Here is a 23,363-nt window from a genome sequence, read left to right as displayed (position 1 = left end):
AGATTAGGATGGAACGGGGAACTTGAACGTGCAACAAATGATAACCTACAACTTGGAGGCAGTTTTCACCATCGATGGCATGCAAAGGTTTATGTTAGGCGACTCTGTGGCCGGAGGTGAGTCATGACATTCGGCGCGCGTATGCTCAAGACGGGGATAGCCGTCACTCTTGCCTTATACGTAAGTATGTGGCTCCAATTCACACCGCCGGTTATTGCCGCGGTAGCTGCCATCTTCGCGCTGCAACCGACAATCTATCGGTCGTGGCGATACTTTCTCCAACAGATACAGACGAATACGTTAGGGGCCATTATTGCAATGCTCGCCGGCACGTATTTCTCCAATGAACCCATCGCGATCGGTGTCGTCTGTGTACTTGTCATTATGATATGTATGAAATTAAAGATGTCGGAGTCCATCGGTCTTACGCTCGTTACCGTCGTGAGTGTCATGGAAGCATCCGGCGATTGGGAGTTCGCACTGAACCGGTTTTTGCTCAGCATGATCGGTATCGTAGCGGCTTTTCTGGTCAACATCATCTTTGTGCCGCCGGATCCGAGAGAACAGTTCACCAAGCAGATTCATCTTGTGTTCAACCAACTGTCCTTACTGCTTCGTACGGCAATATCGGATGAAATCAAAGAGAAGGTATTCCGCGATCAGAAGCAGGAGCTGGCTGACGGGCTGCATGCTTTGAGAGAAAAGTATAAGCTGTTGGAAGAAGAGCTCAAGCGGCTGAAGCGGGCGAAATTCCGGCAAAAGCGGCAGATCGTGGTCTACAAGCAGCTCCTACATAATTTGCAAAAGGGTTTTGAAGTACTGGAAGCTGTGCATGAGCACTACTTCCAATCGGATCGAACAGCCGAGATCAATCGATATTATGATCGGCATCTGGAGAGGCTCATCAAGTTCAATGAACATGTGCTGCTCAAATTCGAGGAGAAGGTAAAACCGGACAGCTGGAAGGCGGAGTCAATCGAAGAGGAGAACAACGCTTTCATGAAGCAGGCAAGGGCGGGGTGCGACGAACAGGAGAGCGAACCAGAATCCCTAGATGGGTCACCAAGGCTGCTCATTGTAGCCGCCACCATCTACGAGTACGGTTATCAGACCGTACGATCGGATCGCCTTGTCGAGCATACCGAGAATGACGAAGAAAACACATCGTTGTTGTTTGGATAGATAGGTAAAGCAAAGAAGAAGACAATCGTGGCGAGATCGCCCTATTGTCTTCTTCTTTGCTTTGTGCCACGTATGGGCGACTACGGCGGTATGTCTAAGCCTTGCTTGCTGCCACGTTCTTCTTCACGAAGACGACGCCTTGGCCGGCGAGCCGCTCATGCAGCGTCTCGATGGAGATGTCTGCGACGGGAGCGTCCGACTCGATGGCGAGCGCAGCTGCGACGCCAGCCGCTTGGCCCAGCGCATAACAAGTCGCTTGTACACGCATCGACGACATGGCGACATGAGTAGCGGAGATGCTGCGTCCGGCAACGATCAAACCTTCGACATCTTGCGGAAGCATGCAGCGGTATGGGATATCGTAACCGTCCAGCTTTCTCTCATCGGTGTTGACGCCACCAGTCGGATTATGGATGTCGATCTCGTAGTTGGTCTGAGCGACAACGTCCTCAAAGCGGCGTCCAGTCGTCAGATCGTCTTCCGTCAGCGTGTAACGTCCTTCGATCTGGTTGGTTTCCCTTACGCCGACTTGACCCGGAACATGGGACAGGATATGGTTCGGATGGTTCGTGCGCTGCAAGTAATTGGCGACGGATAACGCTTGGCGCAGCGATTCTTTCTCAGCGTAGTTAATATCCCTGATCTTGGCTCCGTTACCCTTGACGCGTGTCATATTGACGAGTAGGGTACCGTCGCCCATGCCTCCCCAGTACAGATGGCGGCCTTGCGGGAGATCGGGAATCGATTCATACGTATAACAATCGTCCGGCAGCTTCGGAGTGACCGGCTTGCCAGTGTCCTGCATCATGAACATGAGCGTCATCGGCTGCGTCAGCCCGTCTTCGTCGCGTCCGGCATGAGTCGGTACGCCGGAGTCTTGAGCGACTCTTGCGTCACCTGTGCAGTCAATCACGACGCGGCCCGCGAAAGCGCGGAGACCTTCTCTTGTATTCGCCACAACTCCTGTAACCCGATTCCCTTCCATAATAGAAGAAACGAAGCTGACGTGGTAGAACACCTCGACGCCTTCTTTCTCCAGCTTGCCATTCAAATAATGACGAAGCTCGAATGGCGAATATTGCGGCCAGATCGATTCGTGATGCGAGCTTGGCAGCGCCGCGGGAAGAAATTCCGAGATGATCTCCCGGTAAATGCCGGTTACGTTGCCGACGCCCATGAATACGCTCACATTGCCGAGCGTCCCCATTCCGCCGAGCTGTCCCGACTGCTCCAGCAAAATCGTTTTGCGTCCGCCGCGCGCGGCACTGATGGCTGCAGCCGTTCCTGCGGGACCTCCGCCGACGACAATGACATCTACCTCATCGAATACGGGTACTGTACGTTCTATCTTGATTTCGCGATTTGACATCATGATCAACTCCATCCTCAATTTGTTGTTCTTAGTTTCAATTGTAGGGAAAATGAAACCTGATTTATAGTTTCATTTTTGTTACAATTAGAACAGAATGAATGTACTGGGAGGTTCAATCATGTCGATTAGAAAACAAGTAACACTGCAGACGATAGCCGACGAGCTAGGGCTGACGATTCACACCGTATCCAAGGCGCTGCGGGGACTGCCCGGTATGTCCGAGACGACACGCAAGATGGTCGCGGATCTGGCGCGCGAGCTGGGATACAGAACGAAGGAGCAGGAGGCGGGCATAGCGGCGGAGCGTATTCCTTGGGCGGGGGCAAAGCCTAGGCGGTTCGCCATGTTGACCTTTGGCGACTCCGTCTTTCATCAGCTGCAGCTCGAAGGAGTGCGCATCCGTCTGAACGAGCTTGGACACTCGCTCTACCCGCTGATGATGCCCGTAGAGATGGACGGGGAGGAGGAGCTGCGGCATTGGTTGGATAACAACGGGCTATTTTTCGCGGACGGACTGTTCCTGACGGCGGTAATCCCGGAGTGGGTAGAGGCCGTCTTGCTGGAGCTCCCGATGCCCAAGGTGCTCATCAATTATCCGCCAGACGTGACTGCGGTGGACAGCGTGATCTGGGACGTGGAATTTGCTATCCACCAATCGATGGATGCCTTATACCGGGCGGGGCATCGAGACATCTTGTATATAGGGGAAATCAATCGGCTAAGAGGCTTCCGCTTGCGTTGGAGCGCGTTCACGGCCGCGGCGGAACGTCTCGGGCTTCCAGACTTGGCGAATTCCGCCCAGCACTTGACCAGCAGCAACGCGGATCGCACGACGTGGATGGAGCAGCTTAGCGCCAAGCTCAGCTCCGGCCGCTATACGGCAGTTATAGCCGCCATTCCAGGTATGGCCGAGTGGGTGTATGTCGCTGCGGGTTTCTTGAAGCTAAGCATCCCACAGGACATCTCATTGGTCGGAATGGAGAATGAAGCTCATCCCCGTTACGACGGCACGTCCAGGCCGCTATTGCTTGTTCGCGAGGCTGGTGAACGAGCGGCGGAACTAATGCTGCGCAGAATCGCGAATCCTCTGATGCCCTATGAGCAAGTAAGGCTGCGGGGGGCGTTTCATCCTGGGGAAACGATACTAGCAAGGAACACTTAGAGGACAAATAAGTCATGAATCTACGGATTAAGGTCATGACTGTCCTCTATCGGCATGTGTAGTAAGCGTTTACAATTTAAGGTGGACGATCGCTGGCAATAGGACAGCCGAATCGTTGACGGTTAGTCGGTGTAAGTCGGATTTTGACTATGAAAACTCTGTTTTGTTCATTGTGCAAACCCGAAGCAAGAGGTAGAATTCTCTTAAAAAGCTGATAGAGATAGGGAGAATGAACGATGCCTTGGATAAATGCAGCGACGATATACATCGAACCTAAGCAAGCAGCAGATCCCGTGAAGCATGCTCTTGCCATGCTGTATCGCGACCACGAGAGCGTGTTCGGAAGTCAACCGGTTACCGGGGATGGATCGAACCATGCAGTTAGCACAAGGGTTCATATTCGTTATGCGACGATTGATGACGAATGCCCGGCATGGACAGAAGCCTACGCAATGCATGTGCGCGACGCCCGCACGGTCGACATTGTCGGCCGAGACGATCTCGGGCTCGTCTACGGGGTTCTGCATTACAGCCGTTATGTGCTTGGCGTCGAACCGTTCTGGTTCTGGGCGGACTTGGCTCCTCGTTCGCGAGAGTCGATCGAATTGCCAGTTGGAAGCTACTATTCTTCACGACCAAAGGTCCGGTTCAGAGGCTGGTTCGTCAACGACGAAGTATGCCTCATCGGCTGGAAGGCGCAATACCCGCCGACGAAGGAAGTGTGGCAGCCGGTGTTCGAGGCTCTGCTGCGCTGTGGCGGCAATATGGTCATTCCGGGGACGGACTTGCCAAAGGACGGCATCCAAGCCAGCCTCGCTTCGGAGATGGGTCTATGGCTCACGCACCATCACGCCGAGCCGCTAGGCGCTGAAATGTTCTTACGCGCGTATGAAGGACGCAAGGCAAGCTATCATGAGCATCCTGACCTGTTCGAGGCGTTATGGGCGAAGGCGATCGAGCACCAGAAGGATAGCCGTATTGTCTGGGTATTGTCGTTCCGAGGTCAAGGCGATGCGCCGTTCTGGCAGAACGATCCTTCGTTCGATACGCCGGAGAGCCGTGGTGAATTGATCTCGCGAGCCGTTCGTAAGCAATATGAGATGATCCTTGCGCAAGTCGCGGACCCGGTCTATTGCATGGCGATGTATGGAGAGATCGCCGAGTTGTACAAGGGCGGCTACATCGACGTTCCGGAAGGTGTCATGCTCGTCTGGGCGGACAACGGCTACGGCAAGATGGTGTCCCGGCGCCACGGTAACTTGAACTTGCGTGTGCCTTCACTGCCTGCGAGGAAGGACGGCGAATCGAACGGAATCTATTATCACGTGACGTTCCACGATCTGCAAGCATCCAATCATCTTGCGCTGTTCCCTTCGTCTGCGGCATTCATGCATGCAGAGCTGAGCGAAGTGCTGGACGTAGGCGCGACCGATTATTGGCTTATTAACTGCGGTAATATCCGTCAGCACGTCTATTTGCTGGACTTGATCGCGGAGATGTGGGGATCCGGCTCCGTCACGAACGCGGTGGAGCATAGGGAGAGCTTTGTCCAGATGCTGTTCCCGAATTCGGATGCACAACGCCAGGCTCAGATCGGAGCATTACTCGTCGACTTTGCTGAGACGACGATCCGATACGGTCCGAACTCCGACGACAAGGCCGGGGACGAAATGTACCACCATCCGGCTAGACACATTATCGGTCATTGGCTGCGCGGAGAGATGGAAGCCCTTAATGAAGGGCTGCGATGGGCAACGGGAGAAGTCGAGACGTTCGATCAACAGGTGCACCACTTCGAGCGATTGTTCGAGCAGGCGAATCCGGCATGGACTGCGCTCGCCGAGAGGGCCAAGGCATTGCATGAAGAGCTTATCGGGCCGGAGCGTACACGCTTTGAGGATCAAGTGTTGTTCCACATTCGCTTGCACGACTCCGGTTGCCGTGGCTTCCGCAGTCTGTGCCAAGCGTACCGCACGTTCCGGGCGGGGGACGCGCCGATCGCATTCGTATACGCAGCACGATCGCTAGCTGCGTATCGTGAGGGGCTTAAGACGATGGCCCAAGCCGAGCACGGCAAGTGGGAGAGCTTTTATTCGGCCGACTATCTCACGAACATCGCCAGTACCGTGAACAATGTAGAGACAGTCGTCCGTTACCTGCGCATGCATGGCGATAGCCCGGACTTCTTCCAATGGCACAAACAGTTCTTAATGCCTGAGACGGAGAAATATATCTATCTCGAGAACACGCATCGCCGCGTTCAATCGGATGATGAGCTTGCTGGCCGATTGGATGACTATTTCACTGCGCGAGGGATCATTGAACGTTAATTTCTATGCTTGGTAAAGAAGGTTCGATAGATTGTGAAATAGGCGCGCAAGAAAAGATCGCCTACAATAGGTAGGATTAGAATATTATTCGATAGCAAGGAGAGTCGAGCAATGAAGATGATATTCCGCTGGTACGGCGAGGGCAACGATTCCGTATCTCTGAAGCAGATTAAGCAGATTCCGGGCGTAGAAGGCATCGTATGGGCGCTGCACGACATGCCTGCGGGCGAGGAATGGCCGATGGACAAGATTATGGCCTATAAGAAGCTGTCCGACGAGTCCGGCTTGCACCTGGAAGTCGTCGAAAGCGTGAATGTGCATGACGATATAAAGATTGGCTTACCTTCTAGAGACCTCTATATCGATAATTACAAGAAGACGATCGCGAAACTGGCGACGGTCGGCGTGAAGACGATCTGCTATAACTTCATGCCGGTATTTGATTGGGCGCGCACCGATCTGTACAAGGAGCTGGAGGACGGCTCAACGGCGATGTTCATGGAGAAGGCGAAGATCGAGTTTATGGACCCGATGGAGCTCGTTCGCTCCATCGCGGGTAATCCGGAGCTGACGATGCCCGGCTGGGAGCCGGAGCGTCTTGGACGATTGTCCGAGTTGTTCGAAGCGTATAAGGACGTGACCGAAGAGAAGCTGCGGGACAACCTGCGATACTTCCTCGAGCAAGTCGTTCCGGTGGCCGAGGAGCACGGCATCCGCATGGCGATCCACCCGGATGATCCGCCGTACTCGATCTTCGGACTGCCGCGCATCGTGAAGAGCCAAGGCGACATCCGGCGCATACTCAGCTTCGTGGACAGTCCGAGCAACGGCGTCACGCTGTGTAGCGGCTCGCTAGGCACGAATCCGAGCAACGATATCATCTCCATGGTACACGAGTTCGCGGATCGTATTCCGTTCACTCATCTGCGCAACGTGCGCGTGTACGACAACGGCGACTTCATCGAGTCGTCCCACCGGACGCAGGATGGTACGGTCGATATGACCGGCATCGTACAAGCGTATAGCGACATCGGCTTCACCGGCTACGTGCGACCGGATCATGGCAGACATATCTGGGACGAGCAATGCAGACCGGGCTACGGCTTGTACGATCGGGCGCTCGGCATCATGTACTTGTGGGGAATATGGGACGCGGCGGAACGGGCGAAGCGATTGCGTGGACAGGGGGCGAAACGGGCATGAGTAGAAGTGTAAGCAGCAGTAACGGTCAGAAGGATCACTTGCAAGGGCGCGTAGCCGTCATTACCGGCGGCAGCGGCGTGCTTTGCTCGGAGATGGCAAGAGAGTTGGGGCGTCATGGCGTGAAGGTCGCGATCTTGAACCGCACTGCTGAGAAGGGCGAAGAGGTCGCCGAGCAGATCCGACAGGCTGGCGGCATCGCGATCGCTGTCGCTTGCAACGTGTTGGATGCAGAGAGCGTGAGGCAAGCGGACGCCGTCATCTCGGAGCAGCTCGGACCGTGCGATATCCTCATCAATGGCGCGGGGGGTAACCATCCGGAAGGCATTACGACGAAGGAGATCTTCCGGACAGAGGATCTCGCGAACCCTGAGGTGAAGACGTTCTTCGATCTGAAGGTGGACGGATTCTCCCATGTGTTCAACCTTAATTTTCTGGGTACTCTCATTCCGACGCAAGTCTTCGCGAAGCACATGGTGAACAAGCCTGGCGCGACAGTGCTGAACATCTCCTCGATGAGCGCGCCGAGTCCGATGACGAAGGTACCTGCGTATAGCGCGGCGAAGGCAGCCATCGACAACTTCACGCAGTGGCTCGCTGTGCATATGGCGGAAGTGGGCATTCGTGTGAACGCCATCGCGCCGGGCTTCTTCCTGACCGAGCAGAATCGCCGCTTGCTCACGAACGAAGACGGCTCGCTCACCGAACGCTCGCACAAGATTATCACACACACGCCGATGCGCCGGTTCGGCAAGCCCCAGGACTTGCTCGGCACGCTCATGTGGCTCGTCGACGACAACGCATCGGGTTTCGTCACCGGTGTGACGGTTCCGGTCGATGGCGGGTTCATGGCTTATTCGGGCGTGTAGGTTTCTCCAGACAGAAGCTGTGCTTAGTGAGTTGGAATAATTGGATTTCATTCGCTGAGTACCCGATAGTCTATGGGGACGAAGAGAACCTGATACCTCCCACTTCATGAATTTCCATCAAAGTATTTAATACGATATTAGCCAAAATCAATTCGTCATGCCGACATCGGCTGAATCCAAAACAAAGGAGATAAGCGGATGGACTTTATACCAATCCAAAAGGACGAAAGTAACAGAGAGCGTTTTCTAAAACAATTAATGAATTTGATGGTGCCAGTAAAGGGAGGAAGCATTGAATTACGTGATTATGTGAATACGAATAAATGGCTTAGTTCGGATTATAAGTTATCGAATCCCGGAAGTCATAAAAAGGAAATTACATGGACGGAGACGATTGAACATTTTTATGTAATGAAGTATCCGGTAACACAGCAGTTGTATCATTTTGTCATGAACGAAGAAGAAATAGCGCCAATGTTGAATAACCTACCCATTACGGACGTTTCGTGGCTGGATTCGATTTCCTTTTGCAATACATTGTCCAGAATGTTGGGGAAGACGGAATGCTACACCATCACAAATGAAAGTGTGAACACGATATATAATAAGGCAGCGAATGGCTTTCGATTACTATCAGACGCTGAATGGCAATATTCTTGCAAAGCGGGTACCACGGGATATCGGTATGCAGGAATTGATCAAATTGCTTGGTATCAAGATAACTCCAATGGATCAGTTCAACAAGTGGGACAATTGCTCCCTAATCCATGGGGGCTTTACGATATGATCGGGAACGTCTGGGAATGGTGCTGGGATCTATATGATAATCAGCGATATGGGAACTATAGAGTATTCCGAGGAGGCAGTTGGGCTGAGGTTGAGAACAGTTGTGGTTCTACGAGTAGAAGGAAAAGCATGCCCGATTTCAAGATAGATGATCTTGGTTTTAGAATAGCGCTTACAAAATGTTAATGGCCATCAACCAGTAACAGTTGAGAAAGGATGGAGCAAACTTAGAGGAAAAAGCACCTTGTCCGTCACTCCGTTCCAATAAAACACCTCGATACAGTCCGAAAAAGAAGACACCCCTCCCAGATACCTGGGTGGGATGTCTTCTTCATCTTTGTTCTATATGGACAAACGGTCAATCTCGCGAGTTTTTTAGTGGCTTCCTGTTCAGCCGGTATGCACAATACATTGGTTTTGGGAGCATCGTATGCAGGAGCGGACATCAACGCAAGCAATTTTTTTACTTGAGGAAGAATCACAGTATACACATGTTGGAATATTTTCAAGTTTAACAGCTTCACTGACAGCAGTTGTCAGTGAAGCTGTTTTATTATAATGATAACCATCGTTAAAGATGAATGGTTGCAGTTACCTAATAAACTTTGTGAGGAGCACTTAGAAATGAATCATACAGTATATCTTTATGTGTTTGATACCATGTCCGATTGGGAAATAGGTTATTTAGCCGCCGAACTGAACTCTGGAAGATACTTCAGGCAGGGGCTGGCTCCCGCCAAAATAGTCACCGTTGGGATAGAAAAGACTCCAGTAACTACAATGGGCGGATTGAAAATAATGCCTGACATTACAGTGGAGGAGTGCAGCATTAAAAACGTAGATGCACTCATTTTACCTGGTGGAAATACATGGACAGAATCTATTCACGTGCCCATATTAAAAATGGCCGAAATGTATTTAAAGGAAGGGATAATAGTTGGAGCAATTTGCGGTGCTACCTTAGGACTTGCTCAAGCAGGATTGTTAGATTCAAGTTGGCATACAAGCAATGATTTGGCCTACCTTAAAATGGTTTGCCATTCTTACACGGGCGAAGAATATTACAAAATGGAATCTGCTGTCACCGATGGGAGATTGATCACCGCATCCGGAGTAGCTCCATTAGAATTTTCTGTCCATGTTTTAAAAGCGCTAGATGTATTTTCTCCAAAAACATCAGACGCTTGGTATCATCTTAATAACTCAACTTTCGCAGCTTGAAATTGGCAAATAAGCCTTGATGTAGCTAGGTAAATCGGCAATCCAATTCTGGAGTTGACGATGAATCAGTTTTGAGATTCTCTTTCCTGCCTTTGCAGCAATTTCGTTCATCATTTCAACCAGTTGTTGAAGCGCAACCACCCAATCCATCGTGCCCACTTCGTCGCACAACAAATAGAACAGACCTCCAATGGTTCGTTGGTCTGTGCTCTGGCGATGCTGCCAGGCAAGTAAGATGTAACGAGCGAATACGATCGTTGTGTGGCTAATGAGCAGATCATAAGATCGGCCTTGAAACTCCTTTTGCAGTCGCAGCAAGGATTTGGCGCACTTAAAAAAGACTTCAATTTCCCAACGCATTCTGTAAATCCGAATGATGTCCGAAGCAGATAACGTAAGATCGGTAGAGAGGATCGCCAGCCATTCCTTCTTCTTGGATCGATGACGAACGAATACAACAGTGACCGGAATCCCCGGGGCTAGTTCTGTTCGAATCTGGCGAAGGATGTTTCGGTTCTTCCCTTCGATACGTGCCGCCATTGCATAGAGCGAATCCAGGCAAAGGCGTTTCCCATCCACCAGATATCGCTTTTTATCATTTTTGACCATGCCAATGACGTCGAGCTTGCGATCACGCATCTCTTGAATCAGCGGCGCGTGAGTGAACCAGCTATCCATGAGCACATAAGATGCAGACATACCGGCAGCAATAGCGCGATCTAGCATGAATGTGATGTTTACAGGAGCACTTTGCATCGCTTCTTTTCGACGCTTGTAACCGGACGAGCGTTTATCGATTCCGTCCGCAATCCCATTAATGCTAGAGTTGTTCGAGCTAAGAAGCGAGAAGTCAACCGGAACGAAGGAGTGTCCATCCGTCCAGCCCATGGTTAGCAGGCGAAAACCCTTGTAGTACGCCCCAGTGGCATGATCTTTGAAGCGTGCTAGCATCTCGACAGCCTTGCTCCGGTTACGTTCAAACATCGAGTCGTCAAAGATGAACGCTGTCTCGCGTGCGTCAGAGGTTAGGTTCTCCATTCGATGAACGGTCTCGCGACTCAGTAGCGTTAAAAAGCGGCGCCAAGCATATCCGCTGTGATTGAGAAAGCGATACACCGCATCTTTACCCGGATAATTCGTACCTCTATGGCTCTCGAGTAGACGAAACCAGTTCTTCTGTTGAAACAGCAGCACAAAAATGATTCGGAATAATGTCGCACAGGTGAAGCCGAATTTCTTCTTAAAGCCCGCGTTATTCAGATGCTTGACCACTTTAAGTTCCTGAAAAGCTGATTTTATCTCGTTTGGTAGTTGATCGAATGGCTGATTTTGCTCTATCATAGAGAAGACACCTCTTCTGTGTGGTAGTGATTGGTCGCACTTTCACTTTACCAAACAAAGCGGTGTTTTTCTATTTTCAAGCCAGGTATCTCATACGCCCCAAATATAGATGACGTATGGGCTTAAGCTGATTTATTAGGTGCGAAAGTTGAGTTAATAAAACTCATGAACCTAAATATTTCTACGAGTTGATGCATTCAATCCAATGACAGTATGGAAATACAAGGCATGTTGAATGCTGTGTAACAGATGAACAAAGTGAATGCTGAGGTAAGCTGTTGATGATTTCATCGACAGCTTTTTGTTATGTCATATTAATGACTTCAGTCATGTCCAACCAGTCGGCAAAAAAGGCAGCGGTATGCCTTTTGTAATGGTGAATGATTTGGATTCAAAGGAAATTTGTGTCGAATATAACCAGAAATAAAAGGATTGTCCACTGCCAATACGCATACATCTCTTCTACACTAAAACAAGATTTAGAAAAATACTGAAGTACATTGGCAGAACAATTGGAAAAAAGAGAGCTCCTCCCGAAGGTGGCGGACGATCCTGCAACTTATCCCACTACATGCAGAAAGTAGGTAATCGCTTGACGCCTGAACGCTTCGGCAATCTGTTGAAAAGAATGAAGCAAGTAACCGTTATCGGCTATCATGGTGCCAATAATTTCGGCGATGATATGATGCTGAAATCCATTATTACGATGTTAGAAGCAGCCAACGTTAAGATCAATATCGTCGGGTTTGGCGAAATCAACTGGATCGACCCCGAGATCAAGGTGGGCAAGCTGCTTGGCCGAAAGTTAAAAAAAGAAAATTTGAAGCTGTTCCACGAATTTTCCCGCGACAGCGATTTGGTCATATGGGGCGGAGGGACTTGCTTCACGGACGAAGAAGGAGACGGATTCTTTGATTTCATGATCCGTGCCAAGCTGAGGGGCAAAAAAATCGGCTACTACAGCGTGGGTATTGGCGCATTAAACCGATTAAGTCGAAAGCTGAAAACGAGGGCGTTAATTAATCTATCGTCATACGTTGGCTTGCGAGACGATACTTCTTTCAAACAGGCAAGCCAATATGCCTTCATAAATAAGAAGAAGGTAGAGAGAATGGAAGATGCGGCCAACGAAAGCATTATGACTTTAGTAGAAAGCCGCGGGAGCCATCAAGCGAATCCGGACAAGAAAAAAAATCTGCTGCTGGCTTGGAGAAACCTGAGAGCGTACAGCAAGGACACGACTGGGGAAAACTTCGAAATCATTGCCCGTTATAGCTTGGATCTGTACCGCGAGCATCGGATGGAACAGATTACGTTAATGGACACGGATTCATGGCAGGACAATAGAGTCGGAATGAAGTTCGTTGAAATATTGAACAGTCTGGATCCCTCTATCCCGGTTATCCATCACACAACAAAAGATTATCTGGACAAATATCAGTACATTGCGGAAGCCGACCTCATCCTCACTTCCAGATTGCATGTTGCCGTATGCGCACATTATTTGAACATCAAATGCCTGGCTTATAATTACTCCCCCAAAATTCAATACTTCGTAGATGAATGCGGCAATCCCGATATCGTACTGCTTGAGAAGGATTTACAAACGAGATCAACATAGACAGGAGAATACCATATGAGTTCGGTTTCGATCATTATGCCTACACACAACAAATCATTTTATTTGGATCGTACGCTCGCCGGATTTGTGAATCAGACCTTCAAAGATTTCGAAATCGTAGTTGTCGATGACGGCAGTACGGACGATACGCGCGCGATTGTCGAAAAGTATAAGGCTTACCTGTCCATTCAATATTGTTATCAAGAGAATAGTGGTAGGGCGAAAGCCAGAAATACGGCATTAGGCCTGGCAAACGGAAAATACCTCATATTTAATGATGACGACCGAATTCCGTCCCAGCACTTTGTGAGCGAACATGTCAATCTACTGAATGAGAATCCACGTACCGTAAGCATCGGCTCCAAACATGTCATGTTATCGAGACTGGAGGAAAGCTTGAAGCTGCCTATGAGCAGAATGTATCCCTTCCTGGTCAAGAACCGAGAGAAACTGCCCGAGCTGCTGGATGAATCGAGCCCAGGATTGTTTATGCCGGAGGATCTGATGCTTCGCGGTAACGGAGTGATCGATGAATTTTATTTGTACGAGCCCATGGACAACTATAAGGTTGTAGTAGAGAAGTATACGGATAAGCTGACGGGCTTCCATTTTGATTGGGTGTTAGCTACGACAGGCAACATGGCCGTGGACCGCACGAGTCTGGAAGGTCTATCGTTTGACGAAAATTATTCGGGCTGGGGACTTGAGGATACGGATTTTGCCTATCGTTTGAAGCAACGGGGCTTCTCCTTTGCTTTTCATCCAAATGCATTGAACTTCCATCAAGTGCATCCTCGCGGCAGCGATGAAGGTAAGGAGCTAACTCGCAATTTCGAGTATTTCTACTCCAAATTTACGAATCCTGAAATTCTTATCTTTCAAAGAGTATTCAAAGGCGATTTCAACTGGTTTGAAGCGAATGAGATGGTCCAGTTTATACGTGATCACTCGGGCAGCTTGTTCGTCAAGGACTACGCAAAGCTTTTAAGAGACGCACAGGGAGCATAAATAGATAAATAGATAAATAGATAAATAGATAGAGCAAACGACGGAGGTCAGCATGAGTCAGATTATAGTCGATAGGCTGAACAAAACGTACCGGCAAGCCATGCGCGAGCCAGGTCTCAAAGGTGCGATCAAACATCTCTATACGCAAAAGTTCGTAGATAAATGTGCGGTGAACGATATTAGCTTCTCGATCGACCAAGGGGATTCCATAGCATTCCTCGGACCGAACGGCGCCGGCAAATCGACGACGATTAAAATGTTGTCCGGCATTCTGGTCCCAACCTCGGGATCGGTGCACATCAATGGGAAGATCCCTCACAAAAATCGGATAAACAACGCCTATAACATCGGAGTCGTCTTCGGCCAGAGAACACAGCTTTGGCTCGACTTGCCCGTCAGGGAATCCTTTTCATTGCTGAAGGATATTTATGCCATACCGGAGGCGATGTTCAAAAGCAATATGGATCGTTTCACGGAGCTGTTGGATCTGGATCAATTTCTCCATTTGCCGGCTCGCAAGCTTTCGCTTGGACAGAGAATGAGGGCCGATCTGGCGGCAGCACTGATACATAATCCTCAAATCGTTTTTCTGGATGAGCCCACGATTGGTCTTGACATCTCGGTCAAATCCAAAATACGCAAATTTATCAAGCAGATGAATCAAGAGCAGGGCACAACCGTACTGCTGACAACCCATGATCTCGAGGATATCGAAGATATCTGTCGTCGCCTTATTGTCATTGATAAGGGAATCGTTATTTACGATGGCAATCTGGATGATTTAAGAAGACAGTATGGCGGCAAAGCTAGAACCATCCATCTGCAATTAAAAGAAGTAGACACGGTTCACGTATTAATGCAGGACATGAAGCAAAGGTTTGCGATCGATAGATTAAGCAATATCGGGAATGTGCTCTCCATACAATTTGATGGAAATGAAATCCCAGCCGGCGAAATCGTCGCTCATGTCATGAAGCATACCGAGGTCATCGACTTTAAATTCGACGAATCCAAGATCGATCATATTGTCAAAAACATTTACGAAGGCAATCTGCAGCTGACAGGTGATCAACGTGTATAAGTATCTTTCGTTAGGCAAACTTTCGATGCAGAATACGGCCGCTTACCGAGGCACCTTCATTATTAGCATATTAGCTAATCTGATTTACCTTCTGTCCATCTTTTATTTGTGGGATGTGGTGTATTCAAGCAAAGAGCAGCTTGCCGGATTGTCGTGGGAGCAAATGAAAGGATATCTGATCGTCAGCTTTTTCATGAACGGATTAATTTCTTTTTACTCCGAAGGTACGATCTCGGGCAAAATCGTTGACGGCACGGTCGCTCTTGACCTGCTTAAGCCTGTTGATTTCCAGAAGGCACGTCTCTCCGAGGTTCTGGGAGCTAGCGTTTTTGAGAGTATTGTATGTATCGCCATGATCTTCATTCTGGCCCCGACCATATTCTCGGGGGTATACAATCCGAGTTGGTACACGTGGCTGCTGTTAATTATTAGTGTTGGCGCCGCGCTGCTCATCAAGTTCAGCATCATCTATCTCACTTGTCTGCTTTGTTTCTACACAACGAGCAGGTATGGTCTCTCGCTGGCGCGAACGGCGATTATGAATCTGCTTTCAGGGGCATTAATTCCATTAGTGTTTTTCCCCAAGTGGCTTGAAGTGCTGTGTACGTATTTACCGTTTCAAGGCATCGTCTTTATCCCCGCATCCATTTATCTCGAAAGAGTGGTTGGAATGGAAGCTTTGCGACTCATCGGCTTGCAGTTCGTTTGGGTTGTGATTCTGTGGGCAGCAGGCAAGCTGTTGTGGAATTGGGCGATTAAACAGGTGACCATCCATGGAGGATAAAGACATGAAAGCTTCAATCCGGCGTCCTTTCTATTTGTTTTACAGGTACATGAATCAAAATGTGAAGGCTATTTTGGAGTATCAATCCGACTTTTATATCTTGATGTCGGCAGCAGTGTTAACCCAAGTATTAGGGTTTATCTTTATTTGGGTCGTGTTCATGCAAATACCGGAAATACACGGGTGGACGATGTGGGAAGTCGTGCTGATGTATGCCATCTTGTTTTTTGCGACGGGCTGTTCGACCTTCTTCTTCGAGGGGACCTGGCGGTTAAGCGCCTATATTCTTCGAGGAGGCATGGATATCTATTTGGTTCGTCCCGTCTCGCCGATCCTGCAGGTTCTAAGCTCAGCGGTAGGAATGAACGGACTCGGCAATTTGACGGTCGGGGCGTTTCTCATCATCTATTCGCTCATTCAAGTGCAAGTGGAGTGGAGTATCGGCAAGGCGCTGTTTTTCGGCCTGCTTATCCTATCTAGCATCGTGATACGTACGGCGATCAATCTCGCGGCGAATTGCATCGCGTTCTGGTTGCTGGGTTCCGGCAATCCGTTCTCGATGATGGTTAGTACGCTTGCCGATTTTGCCAAGTTCCCGATCAGCATTTATTCCGTCGGCATTAAGGTGCTTATTTCCGTCATCATTCCGTTTTCCTTTGCCAGCTATGTTCCGGCCTCCTATCTATTCGAGAAGGACAGCTCGTCGTTGCTGCTGGGGATTCTATGTCCGATTGTCGCGATCTATTGCTTGGGGATGGCCATACTGATATTTAATAAAGGTTTGAAGAAGTACGAGAGCGTAGGGAATTAGACGGAGTGAAGGTGAGGCGTAGTTGTGAAAATAGAAAGTGATCGTTTAGTGATCGAGGATCAAAGAGGGGACTGAGTTCCCTCTACGAATCGTGTTAAAAGAATCAAATGAGATCATAGGAACGATTACCCTTAGAGTAGATAAGCTCAACAATAGGGGCGAACTCGGTTATTGGATGGGTCGAGACTTCTGGGGGCACGGTTATGCTACCGAGGCGGCTCGGCGAATGATCGAATCCGGATTTGTGGAACTCGGACTCAACAGAATTTGGGCAACCGCCATAACGAGAAACAAAGCTTCCGTAAGGGTGTTAGAGAAAGCTGGTTTGCGTAAAGAGGGAACATTAAAACAGAATCGCCTTCTAGCTGATACGTACGAAGATGTTGATGTATATGGTCTTGTAAAGTCGGATTACGGTAGGTTCTAAAGGTGAAATTGTATCCTTGAATTGGATCATAGAGTTGGAGGGGCTTTGCTTATGCACGGCTCCTTTCTCATTTTCCAAGACTATATCGACGATATGTACAATAGCTGCATCTACGATAATTAGAAAGGATCCATCCCTATGGCCAAATGGAAACAAAGCGTATCGCTCTCGCTGATTGCTGCTATGGCGGGCTTGTCTGCTTGTACGTCGAACGGCAACGAAGGGAGCGGGAAAACAGTTGGTTCTGCCGATTTGCCGGAGGTATCCCTTGGGACTTCAATCGGTAACGACACGATCGCAGCAGTACCAGAGCAATCTTCGATCAAGGTCGTCTTCAACAATGGCGGACGCAAGTTCCCGGATGGCATGGACGAAAATAACAATCCGTATATCGATTACATTCGGGAGAACACGAATCTGAACATTACGCTGCAATTCCCGCCGGCGGACGGCTATCAGGATGCGCTGAACGTCATTATGGCTTCGGGCGACTTGCCGGACTCTCTCTACACGTCGGACGCCAGCTGGTTCGAAAGCTACGTGAAACGGAATGCGCTCCAACCGCTTAACGAGTCGCTCGAGAAATATGGTCAGGATCTGCTGAACAATATTCCGGAGGATGCATGGAAGACGGTGACGATTAACGGTCAAATTTATGCGATACCGTCCATGAACGCAGTGACGGGCAACGAGCTTATGTATGTTCGCAAGGATTGGCTGGACCATCTCGGCCTGCAGCCGCCTAGAACGCTCGAGGAATATCGCGAAGTGATGCGTGCATTCAAGGAAGACGATCCGGACGGCAACGGCAAGGACGACACATACGGCTTTATCATGGCGGAAAATCTAGCGAGAATGGCGCCGCTCATTGGAGCGTTCGGCCTCCAAACGGACATGTGGGCGGAGAGGGACGGGAAGCTCGTCCATTCGGATACGCTGCCGGAGATGAAGGAAGCACTCGCTTTTATCGCAGGTCTGTACAAGGACGGCTTAATCGATCCGGAGTGGCTGCTTAATAAGGAGCCGAATTTCAGTGAGAAGATCGCGCGCGGACAAGTCGGTCTGTTCTCGGCCTTGTGGTACGACACCCGCGGACCGATCAGGGTAAGCATGCAACAGGATCCGAAGGCGGAATGGATGGCGCTCGACTTCCCGACGGGACCGCAAGGCCGGCAGGGCACGATGGGTTTCGGATATATCGCGGGCTACAACGTCGTTCCGATTACGAGCAAAAACGTCGATGCGATCGTCCGTATGTTCAACTTTATGAATGGCGCCGGCTACAAAACGTTGCTGCTCGGCTTCGAGAATGAGGTGTGGAAGATGGTTGACGGCAAGATCGCGACCGACTTCGAGAAGCATAACGAACATATTTACCGTCAAACGCTGGGCGAGTCGATTCGACCGTATAACGCGGAAGAGGAGAAGGAACGTCTCGATTCGCTCGGCGAGGAGTTCAAGCTGAACGATAACATCGACCGTATTGCCGAGGTAGCTATTCGAGATCAATATTTGGGCGTACCTACACCAGGCATGGGCAAGTATTACAAGGATTTGAACAAACTTGCGACGGATTTCTTTACGGAGATCATTATCGGCAAGCAACCAATCGAAGCGTTCGACAGGTTCGTCGAGGAGTGGAGGGATAAAGGCGGAAACGAGATAACGGAGGAAGTTAACGTTTGGTATGCGGAGAACCAATAAACCCGATTCGGCAAACACAAGAGGGACACAACTGATGCAGGCACAGAGAAAGGAGATAAGGAGATGCGGCGGCTCAATGATTTCAGGGACTTGTTCAAGCAGTCTATCCAGTTTAGGCTGACCTGTTCTTTCATCATGATTCTGGTGCCGCTCATCGCGTTCAGCTTGTTCGCTAACGACCGCTCTCAGCGAATCCTGGAGCAGGAGCTTGGCGAGCGGACGACAAGCGCAATGGGCTCGACTCTTGAGTATATAGATTTGACGATGGGCGGGGTCAAAAGCTTGTCGACGCTCCTCTCGACGGACCGCGGCCTGACGGCGCTGCTGAATCATCATGATGGAGAACGTCTGTCGACGGAGACGCTCATCGATTTCACTAGTGTGATGGAGGAGATATCCAACATCGCGGCGGTTAATCCAAGCTTATCTGCCGTGACTGTCTACCACGGCAACTCGGGGAGACTGTTGTCGAGCAGCATAGGTTCGCTTCATAGGCCGCGTGCGGCAGAGGAGCAGTGGTACCGCGAGGTCATGCAGTCGAACGGCTCATATGTCCTGTATATCCCGGATCATCATGAGACCGAGCTCATGGGTTGGGCCGATCCCGTATACAACAAGTCCCAGATTATGCTTATGCAGCGCATGGATCTGTATAGCCGGGAGCAAGGGACCAACGTCCTGATGTTGTCCGTGCCGAAGAGCAAGTTGCTGAATGATTTGATGAGCCTCGTTCCGAGCGACGGCTCGCATGTCTACCTGCTGGACAACAACGGACGGTTGATCGTGACGAACGCGGCAGCCGATAGAATGGAGAAATTGGAAGACCAGTCCGGGTCCGGCGAGAGTAAGACGGTGCTGGAACTGCTGGAATCGGAGCGAAGCAACATGGTATTGAGAGTCGATTCGCCTTCCACCGGATGGATGCTTCTGCTCGAACAGCCAGAAAACGAGATTTATAAGAAATCGAAGCCGCTGGAGTATTTTTCGTACGGAATGATTCTCCTCAGCTGCTTGCTCGCGGTCTGGATCTCTTGGGTCGTCTACAGCGGCATCGCGTCGCCGATCTCCTCGCTGGTGGAGGGCATGAAGCTGCTTCGGCTCGGCAAGCTCGATACAAGGCTCGCGAATAGGCGGCAGGACGAGCTTGGTTACTTGACCGACGCGTTCAACCAGACGGTTGAGCAGCAACGTCACTTGATCCGGGACATCTACGAGCAGCAGTTGCTGCTGACCAAGACGGAGCTGAAGTTTCTCCAGTCTCAGATCAACCCCCACTTTCTGTACAACCGCTTAATTCGATCTACTGGTCGGCCAAAAATTACAATGCCGAAGAAATCGGCGAGATGGTGCTGAACCTATCAAAGTTTTTCCGCCTTAGCTTAAGCAAAGGGAGAGAGGCGTTCACGGTCGAGGAGACGTTCTCCCATCTCGGCTACTATATCCGTGTACAGCAGCTTCGGTTCGTTGGGCAATTCACTGTCCGGTATGACACGGACCCAGAAAGCGCCGGGCTTTATGTACTGAAGCTGATTCAGCAGCCACTTGTCGAGAATGCCATTCTGCACGGGCTCGAGAAGAAGAAGCGGGACGGGGAGCTGCGCATTGCGGCCGAGCGCAAAGGGGATCGTCTCGTGCTGACCGTATCGGATAACGGAAAAGGAATTAGCGAGGATACAATGGCACGAATTCGCGACGCGCTGGCCGACTGCGGCCCAGGAGAGATGCATGTCGTCGGCACGGAGCGGAACGGGGAATTTTTCGGCCTGCGCAATGTGAAATCGAGGATTCGTTTGTACTATGGCGATACCGCCGAATTTATAATCGAAAGTCATGAAGGAGCGGGGACGACCGTCCGCATCGATCTGCCGGCGGATCGATGCCTGAGTGAATGGGAGGGGGAAGAAAGGCATGAATCTGATGATCGTCGAAGATGAAAGTCTCATTCTGAACGGTCTCGTGAACAACATTCCGTGGGAGAAGCACGGCATCGAGGTAGTGGCAACCGCAGAGAATGGGAAGGATGCGCTCGCTATCCTGGAGCGAAGAATGCCGGAGATTCTCCTGCTCGATATCGAAATGCCCGAGATGGACGGTCTTGCGCTGGCGGAAGCCGTTCTGGCTCGTGAAACAGGGACCCGCATCGTTATTTTGAGCGGGCATGATGAATTTGCTTACGCGCAGCGGGCAATCAGTCTCGGAGTGGCTAAGTACTTGCTTAAGCCGGCCGGGGACGAGGAGGTGATGAACGCTGTCGCGGAGGTTGCTGAGGATATTCGTCGCGAGCTGGCGGAGAAACACGATCTGAGCGAGCTCAAGCGGATGTGGCGAATTCGGTTGCCGCAGCTTCAGGAGGATTTCTTGCGCGGCTGGGTCACGAACCGTTACGCGGATTGGGAACTGCGCAAACATTCGGCGGAACTGCGGATGGAACTTCGGGAGCATGCGACGTACGCTGTCGCGGTGTGCGTGATCGATCCGCTATCCGAAGACGAGACACGATTCGGCGCTGCGGATATGCCGCTATTGCAATTCTCCCTGGAGAGTATTGCCAAGGAAGCGTTGCCTCCCGAAGAAGTCACCGTATTTAATGACGCGAACGGTGCTCTCGTCCTCCTGTTCATGAAACGAGAGGAGGAAGACATCAGTGAGTTGACCAAGCGGGTCAATGTAAGATTGGCAAAGCTCCTGAACGTCGTGAAGGAATGCTTGAAACTGACGGCTAGCGCGGGGATGGGGAGCGCGGGGGACTTCGCGAGCGTGCCGCGCTCCTATCAGCAGGCCTGTCAGGCGCTGCAGGGACGAGCGATCTACGGCAATGGCATTGCGATTCCGTATCCGGAAGCGGCAGGAAACATCGAGGCGATCAGGCTTGACGCGGATTTCGAGCGCCAATTGGAGATCGCCGTCCACACGGGTGAGAGGGAGAAGGCGGATGCCTTAGTTGACCGCTACGTGGAGAAGGCATACGCGAGCGCCGGTTCCGCGGAGCTCATCTACGAGCATCTTCTCTATTTGAGCGGTGTATTCACTCGCGTGATTCAGACACAGGGCTGGTCCATGCAGCGCGTGTTGAATGGAGACTATGGGTACTTCTTGGCCTTGGAGAAGCTCGTTTCCAAGGATCAGATCGTGCAGTGGGCAAAGCGGGTCAACTTGAACATTGCGGCTTATATGCTGAGCGAACGGCAGCACTCCAGTCATCGGCTGGTGAAGCTGGTCGTCGAGACAGTGGACCGGGACCTCGGGAGCGACCTAACCCTCCATACGCTGGCGGAGCGGATGTACGTGAATCCTTCGTACCTGAGCCGCCTGTTCAAACGGGAGACGGGCGATGTGTTCTCGAACTACGTACTCGCTAGGCGGATGGAGAAGGCGAAGGAGCTGCTGCTCGCGGACGCCAAGGTGTACGATGCATCGGCTGCCGTGGGGTATCAGGATATCAGTTACTTTGCCAAAGTGTTTCGCAAATATTGGGGTGTGGCTCCGAGCGAGCTCAAGAAATAACATTAACACATGACACGGGAAATTTGACTTCGGCAGTAGGCCGGAGAATCAGCGATTAGTAGTATCATTTAGTCTGCGTATCCGATACGCATTCGTAGCAGCTTCTCCGAGCTCTTCAAGAATGGTGTAGTTCGCCCATGCGCCTGCTACAGCACCGATTCCCGGAATCATTTGCAGCATTTTTCGGAAGTCGATTGCGTCTCGATATTCTTTTTGAAACGTCTCCCAGTCCATGTTTCCTGCAAAATCTGGAACTACGGACCAAGCTTCTTTCTCCGACTCCCAATGTTTAATCGTTTGAAGAAGCTTGGTTCGTTGTTCGGGACCTGAGAATGTGAGCTGAAACACTTTCAGAATGAATACTCGTTCTGACATGTTCTTGGTATCGTAGCCATAAACATGCGCGAGCTCGAACAAAAATTTCATCTTGATCGCAATTAAGGCCGGGAAGTCTACTACATTTAGCAGAATTCCGCCCGCACCTGTGCCAGCACCTTCGGCGACCGCGATTTTCTGGTACAGGGCAAATAATTGCGCGCCCTCTTGGTCGGAGAGCTCCAGAGTGTGTGTATGCTGTACCGGTCTCCGAGGTGTATATTCCGCACCGAACAGAGCTGTACGTACGATCGATTTGATCGTGGTCGTGATGATGGTCTGTACTTTGGACGGAATCAATTGATTGATTCGCGTGCCAATGGACTTAGATGTCCTCTCGAGCCAGCCGGGAGGCTTGAATAATTGCTGCTCCCAAGCGGCAATTTCGTCTCTTATCTTCCGTTCGTCATACAATGGCATTCGCTCCCCAGATCATTGTTGGAATAATTGTAACGGTCATTCTCATCATACGTAACGGACTGAAGAAGGTGGCGGTTACCGACGAAAGTCGGGGAATCGTGGGGATTTCATGTAATCCGGCTGAGTCTAGCTACCAACAGCTGCGTGGGAGAGCAGGGGCAACAT

19 protein-coding genes and 1 pseudogene are annotated in these 23,363 nt (G+C 50.5%); 17 read left to right on the top strand and 3 right to left on the bottom strand.

Annotated features, from left to right (window positions below):
* Positions 1-123: 123 nt before the first annotated feature.
* Entirely contained in the window at positions 124-1,182 is a 1,059-nt protein-coding gene (locus ACX1C1_RS21935; protein WP_458954263.1) for an FUSC family protein, read from the top strand.
* A gap of 94 nt (positions 1,183-1,276) precedes the next feature.
* On the opposite strand, the gene ACX1C1_RS21930 is transcribed toward ACX1C1_RS21935, so the two are convergent.
* On the bottom strand, positions 1,277-2,554 hold the full coding sequence (locus tag ACX1C1_RS21930; RefSeq protein WP_458954262.1) for an FAD-dependent oxidoreductase: 1,278 nt from the start codon (positions 2,552-2,554) through the stop codon (positions 1,277-1,279).
* A gap of 118 nt (positions 2,555-2,672) precedes the next feature.
* Between ACX1C1_RS21930 and ACX1C1_RS21925 the strand changes: the two genes are divergently transcribed.
* The 6 genes from ACX1C1_RS21925 to ACX1C1_RS21900 all read left to right on the top strand — a co-directional run bounded on the left by ACX1C1_RS21925 (position 2,673) and on the right by ACX1C1_RS21900 (position 10,122).
* Entirely contained in the window at positions 2,673-3,716 is a 1,044-nt protein-coding gene (locus ACX1C1_RS21925) for a LacI family DNA-binding transcriptional regulator (protein WP_458954261.1), read from the top strand.
* 236 nt (positions 3,717-3,952) lie between these two features.
* Positions 3,953-6,046, top strand: coding sequence for a glycosyl hydrolase 115 family protein (locus tag ACX1C1_RS21920; RefSeq protein ID WP_458954260.1), 2,094 nt, complete (start codon positions 3,953-3,955; stop codon positions 6,044-6,046).
* A 111-nt stretch (positions 6,047-6,157) separates the two neighbouring features.
* Positions 6,158-7,249: a mannonate dehydratase gene (gene uxuA / locus ACX1C1_RS21915; protein WP_458954259.1), complete on the top strand. Its 1,092-nt coding sequence runs from the start codon at positions 6,158-6,160 to the stop codon at positions 7,247-7,249.
* Entirely contained in the window at positions 7,246-8,115 is an 870-nt protein-coding gene (locus ACX1C1_RS21910) for an SDR family oxidoreductase (protein ID WP_458957762.1), read from the top strand. The genes uxuA and ACX1C1_RS21910 overlap by 4 nt, the downstream gene beginning before the upstream one ends.
* A 258-nt stretch (positions 8,116-8,373) precedes the next feature.
* Positions 8,374-9,087: a formylglycine-generating enzyme family protein gene (locus ACX1C1_RS21905; RefSeq protein ID WP_458957761.1), complete on the top strand. Its 714-nt coding sequence runs from the start codon at positions 8,374-8,376 to the stop codon at positions 9,085-9,087.
* A gap of 438 nt (positions 9,088-9,525) precedes the next feature.
* Complete coding sequence (locus ACX1C1_RS21900) at positions 9,526-10,122, top strand: type 1 glutamine amidotransferase family protein (protein ID WP_458954258.1); 597 nt, start codon at positions 9,526-9,528, stop codon at positions 10,120-10,122.
* On the opposite strand, the gene ACX1C1_RS21895 is transcribed toward ACX1C1_RS21900, so the two are convergent.
* Positions 10,105-11,463, bottom strand: a complete 1,359-nt coding sequence (locus ACX1C1_RS21895; protein WP_458954257.1) for an IS4 family transposase — start codon at positions 11,461-11,463, stop codon at positions 10,105-10,107. The two genes, ACX1C1_RS21900 and ACX1C1_RS21895, sit on opposite strands and share 18 nt — an antisense overlap.
* A 592-nt stretch (positions 11,464-12,055) precedes the next feature.
* On the opposite strand from ACX1C1_RS21895, the gene ACX1C1_RS21890 reads away from it, so the two are divergent.
* The 10 genes and pseudogenes from ACX1C1_RS21890 to ACX1C1_RS21845 all read left to right on the top strand — a co-directional run bounded on the left by ACX1C1_RS21890 (position 12,056) and on the right by ACX1C1_RS21845 (position 22,403).
* Complete coding sequence (locus ACX1C1_RS21890; RefSeq protein WP_458954256.1) at positions 12,056-13,084, top strand: polysaccharide pyruvyl transferase family protein; 1,029 nt, start codon at positions 12,056-12,058, stop codon at positions 13,082-13,084.
* A 15-nt stretch (positions 13,085-13,099) separates the two neighbouring features.
* Entirely contained in the window at positions 13,100-14,092 is a 993-nt protein-coding gene (locus ACX1C1_RS21885) for a glycosyltransferase family 2 protein (protein ID WP_458954255.1), read from the top strand.
* A gap of 52 nt (positions 14,093-14,144) precedes the next feature.
* Entirely contained in the window at positions 14,145-15,173 is a 1,029-nt protein-coding gene (locus ACX1C1_RS21880) for an ABC transporter ATP-binding protein (protein WP_458954254.1), read from the top strand.
* A complete protein-coding gene (locus ACX1C1_RS21875) occupies positions 15,166-15,957 on the top strand; it encodes an ABC transporter permease (RefSeq protein ID WP_458954253.1) in 792 nt (263 codons plus the stop codon). Before ACX1C1_RS21880 ends, ACX1C1_RS21875 begins: the two co-directional genes overlap by 8 nt.
* Positions 15,958-15,961: 4 nt before the next feature.
* A complete protein-coding gene (locus tag ACX1C1_RS21870) occupies positions 15,962-16,768 on the top strand; it encodes an ABC transporter permease (RefSeq protein ID WP_458954252.1) in 807 nt (268 codons plus the stop codon).
* Between the two features lie 58 nt (positions 16,769-16,826).
* A complete protein-coding gene (locus ACX1C1_RS21865) occupies positions 16,827-17,195 on the top strand; it encodes a GNAT family N-acetyltransferase (protein ID WP_458957760.1) in 369 nt (122 codons plus the stop codon).
* A 138-nt stretch (positions 17,196-17,333) separates the two neighbouring features.
* Positions 17,334-18,899, top strand: a complete 1,566-nt coding sequence (locus tag ACX1C1_RS21860; RefSeq protein ID WP_458954251.1) for an extracellular solute-binding protein — start codon at positions 17,334-17,336, stop codon at positions 18,897-18,899.
* 63 nt (positions 18,900-18,962) lie between these two features.
* Positions 18,963-20,252 carry a cache domain-containing sensor histidine kinase gene (locus ACX1C1_RS21855; protein ID WP_458954250.1) on the top strand — a complete coding sequence of 430 codons (1,290 nt, stop codon included), beginning with the start codon at positions 18,963-18,965 and terminating at the stop codon, positions 20,250-20,252.
* Positions 20,196-20,833 (top strand): annotated as a pseudogene (locus ACX1C1_RS21850) (sensor histidine kinase); the annotation flags it as partial. The gene ACX1C1_RS21855 and the pseudogene ACX1C1_RS21850, both read left to right, overlap by 57 nt.
* Entirely contained in the window at positions 20,808-22,403 is a 1,596-nt protein-coding gene (locus ACX1C1_RS21845) for a response regulator (protein ID WP_458954249.1), read from the top strand. The pseudogene ACX1C1_RS21850 and the gene ACX1C1_RS21845, both read left to right, overlap by 26 nt.
* 48 nt (positions 22,404-22,451) lie before the next feature.
* Here the strand turns inward: ACX1C1_RS21845 and ACX1C1_RS21840 are convergent, their stop codons facing one another.
* Positions 22,452-23,198: an EcsC family protein gene (locus ACX1C1_RS21840; protein WP_458954248.1), complete on the bottom strand. Its 747-nt coding sequence runs from the start codon at positions 23,196-23,198 to the stop codon at positions 22,452-22,454.
* Between the last annotated feature and the right edge of the window lie 165 nt (positions 23,199-23,363).

It is taken from the genome of Paenibacillus sp. strain BS8-2 (assembly GCF_054483835.1).
The sequence above is the reverse complement of the archived record's forward strand: the minus strand, read 5'-3'. Positions and strand labels throughout refer to the sequence as shown.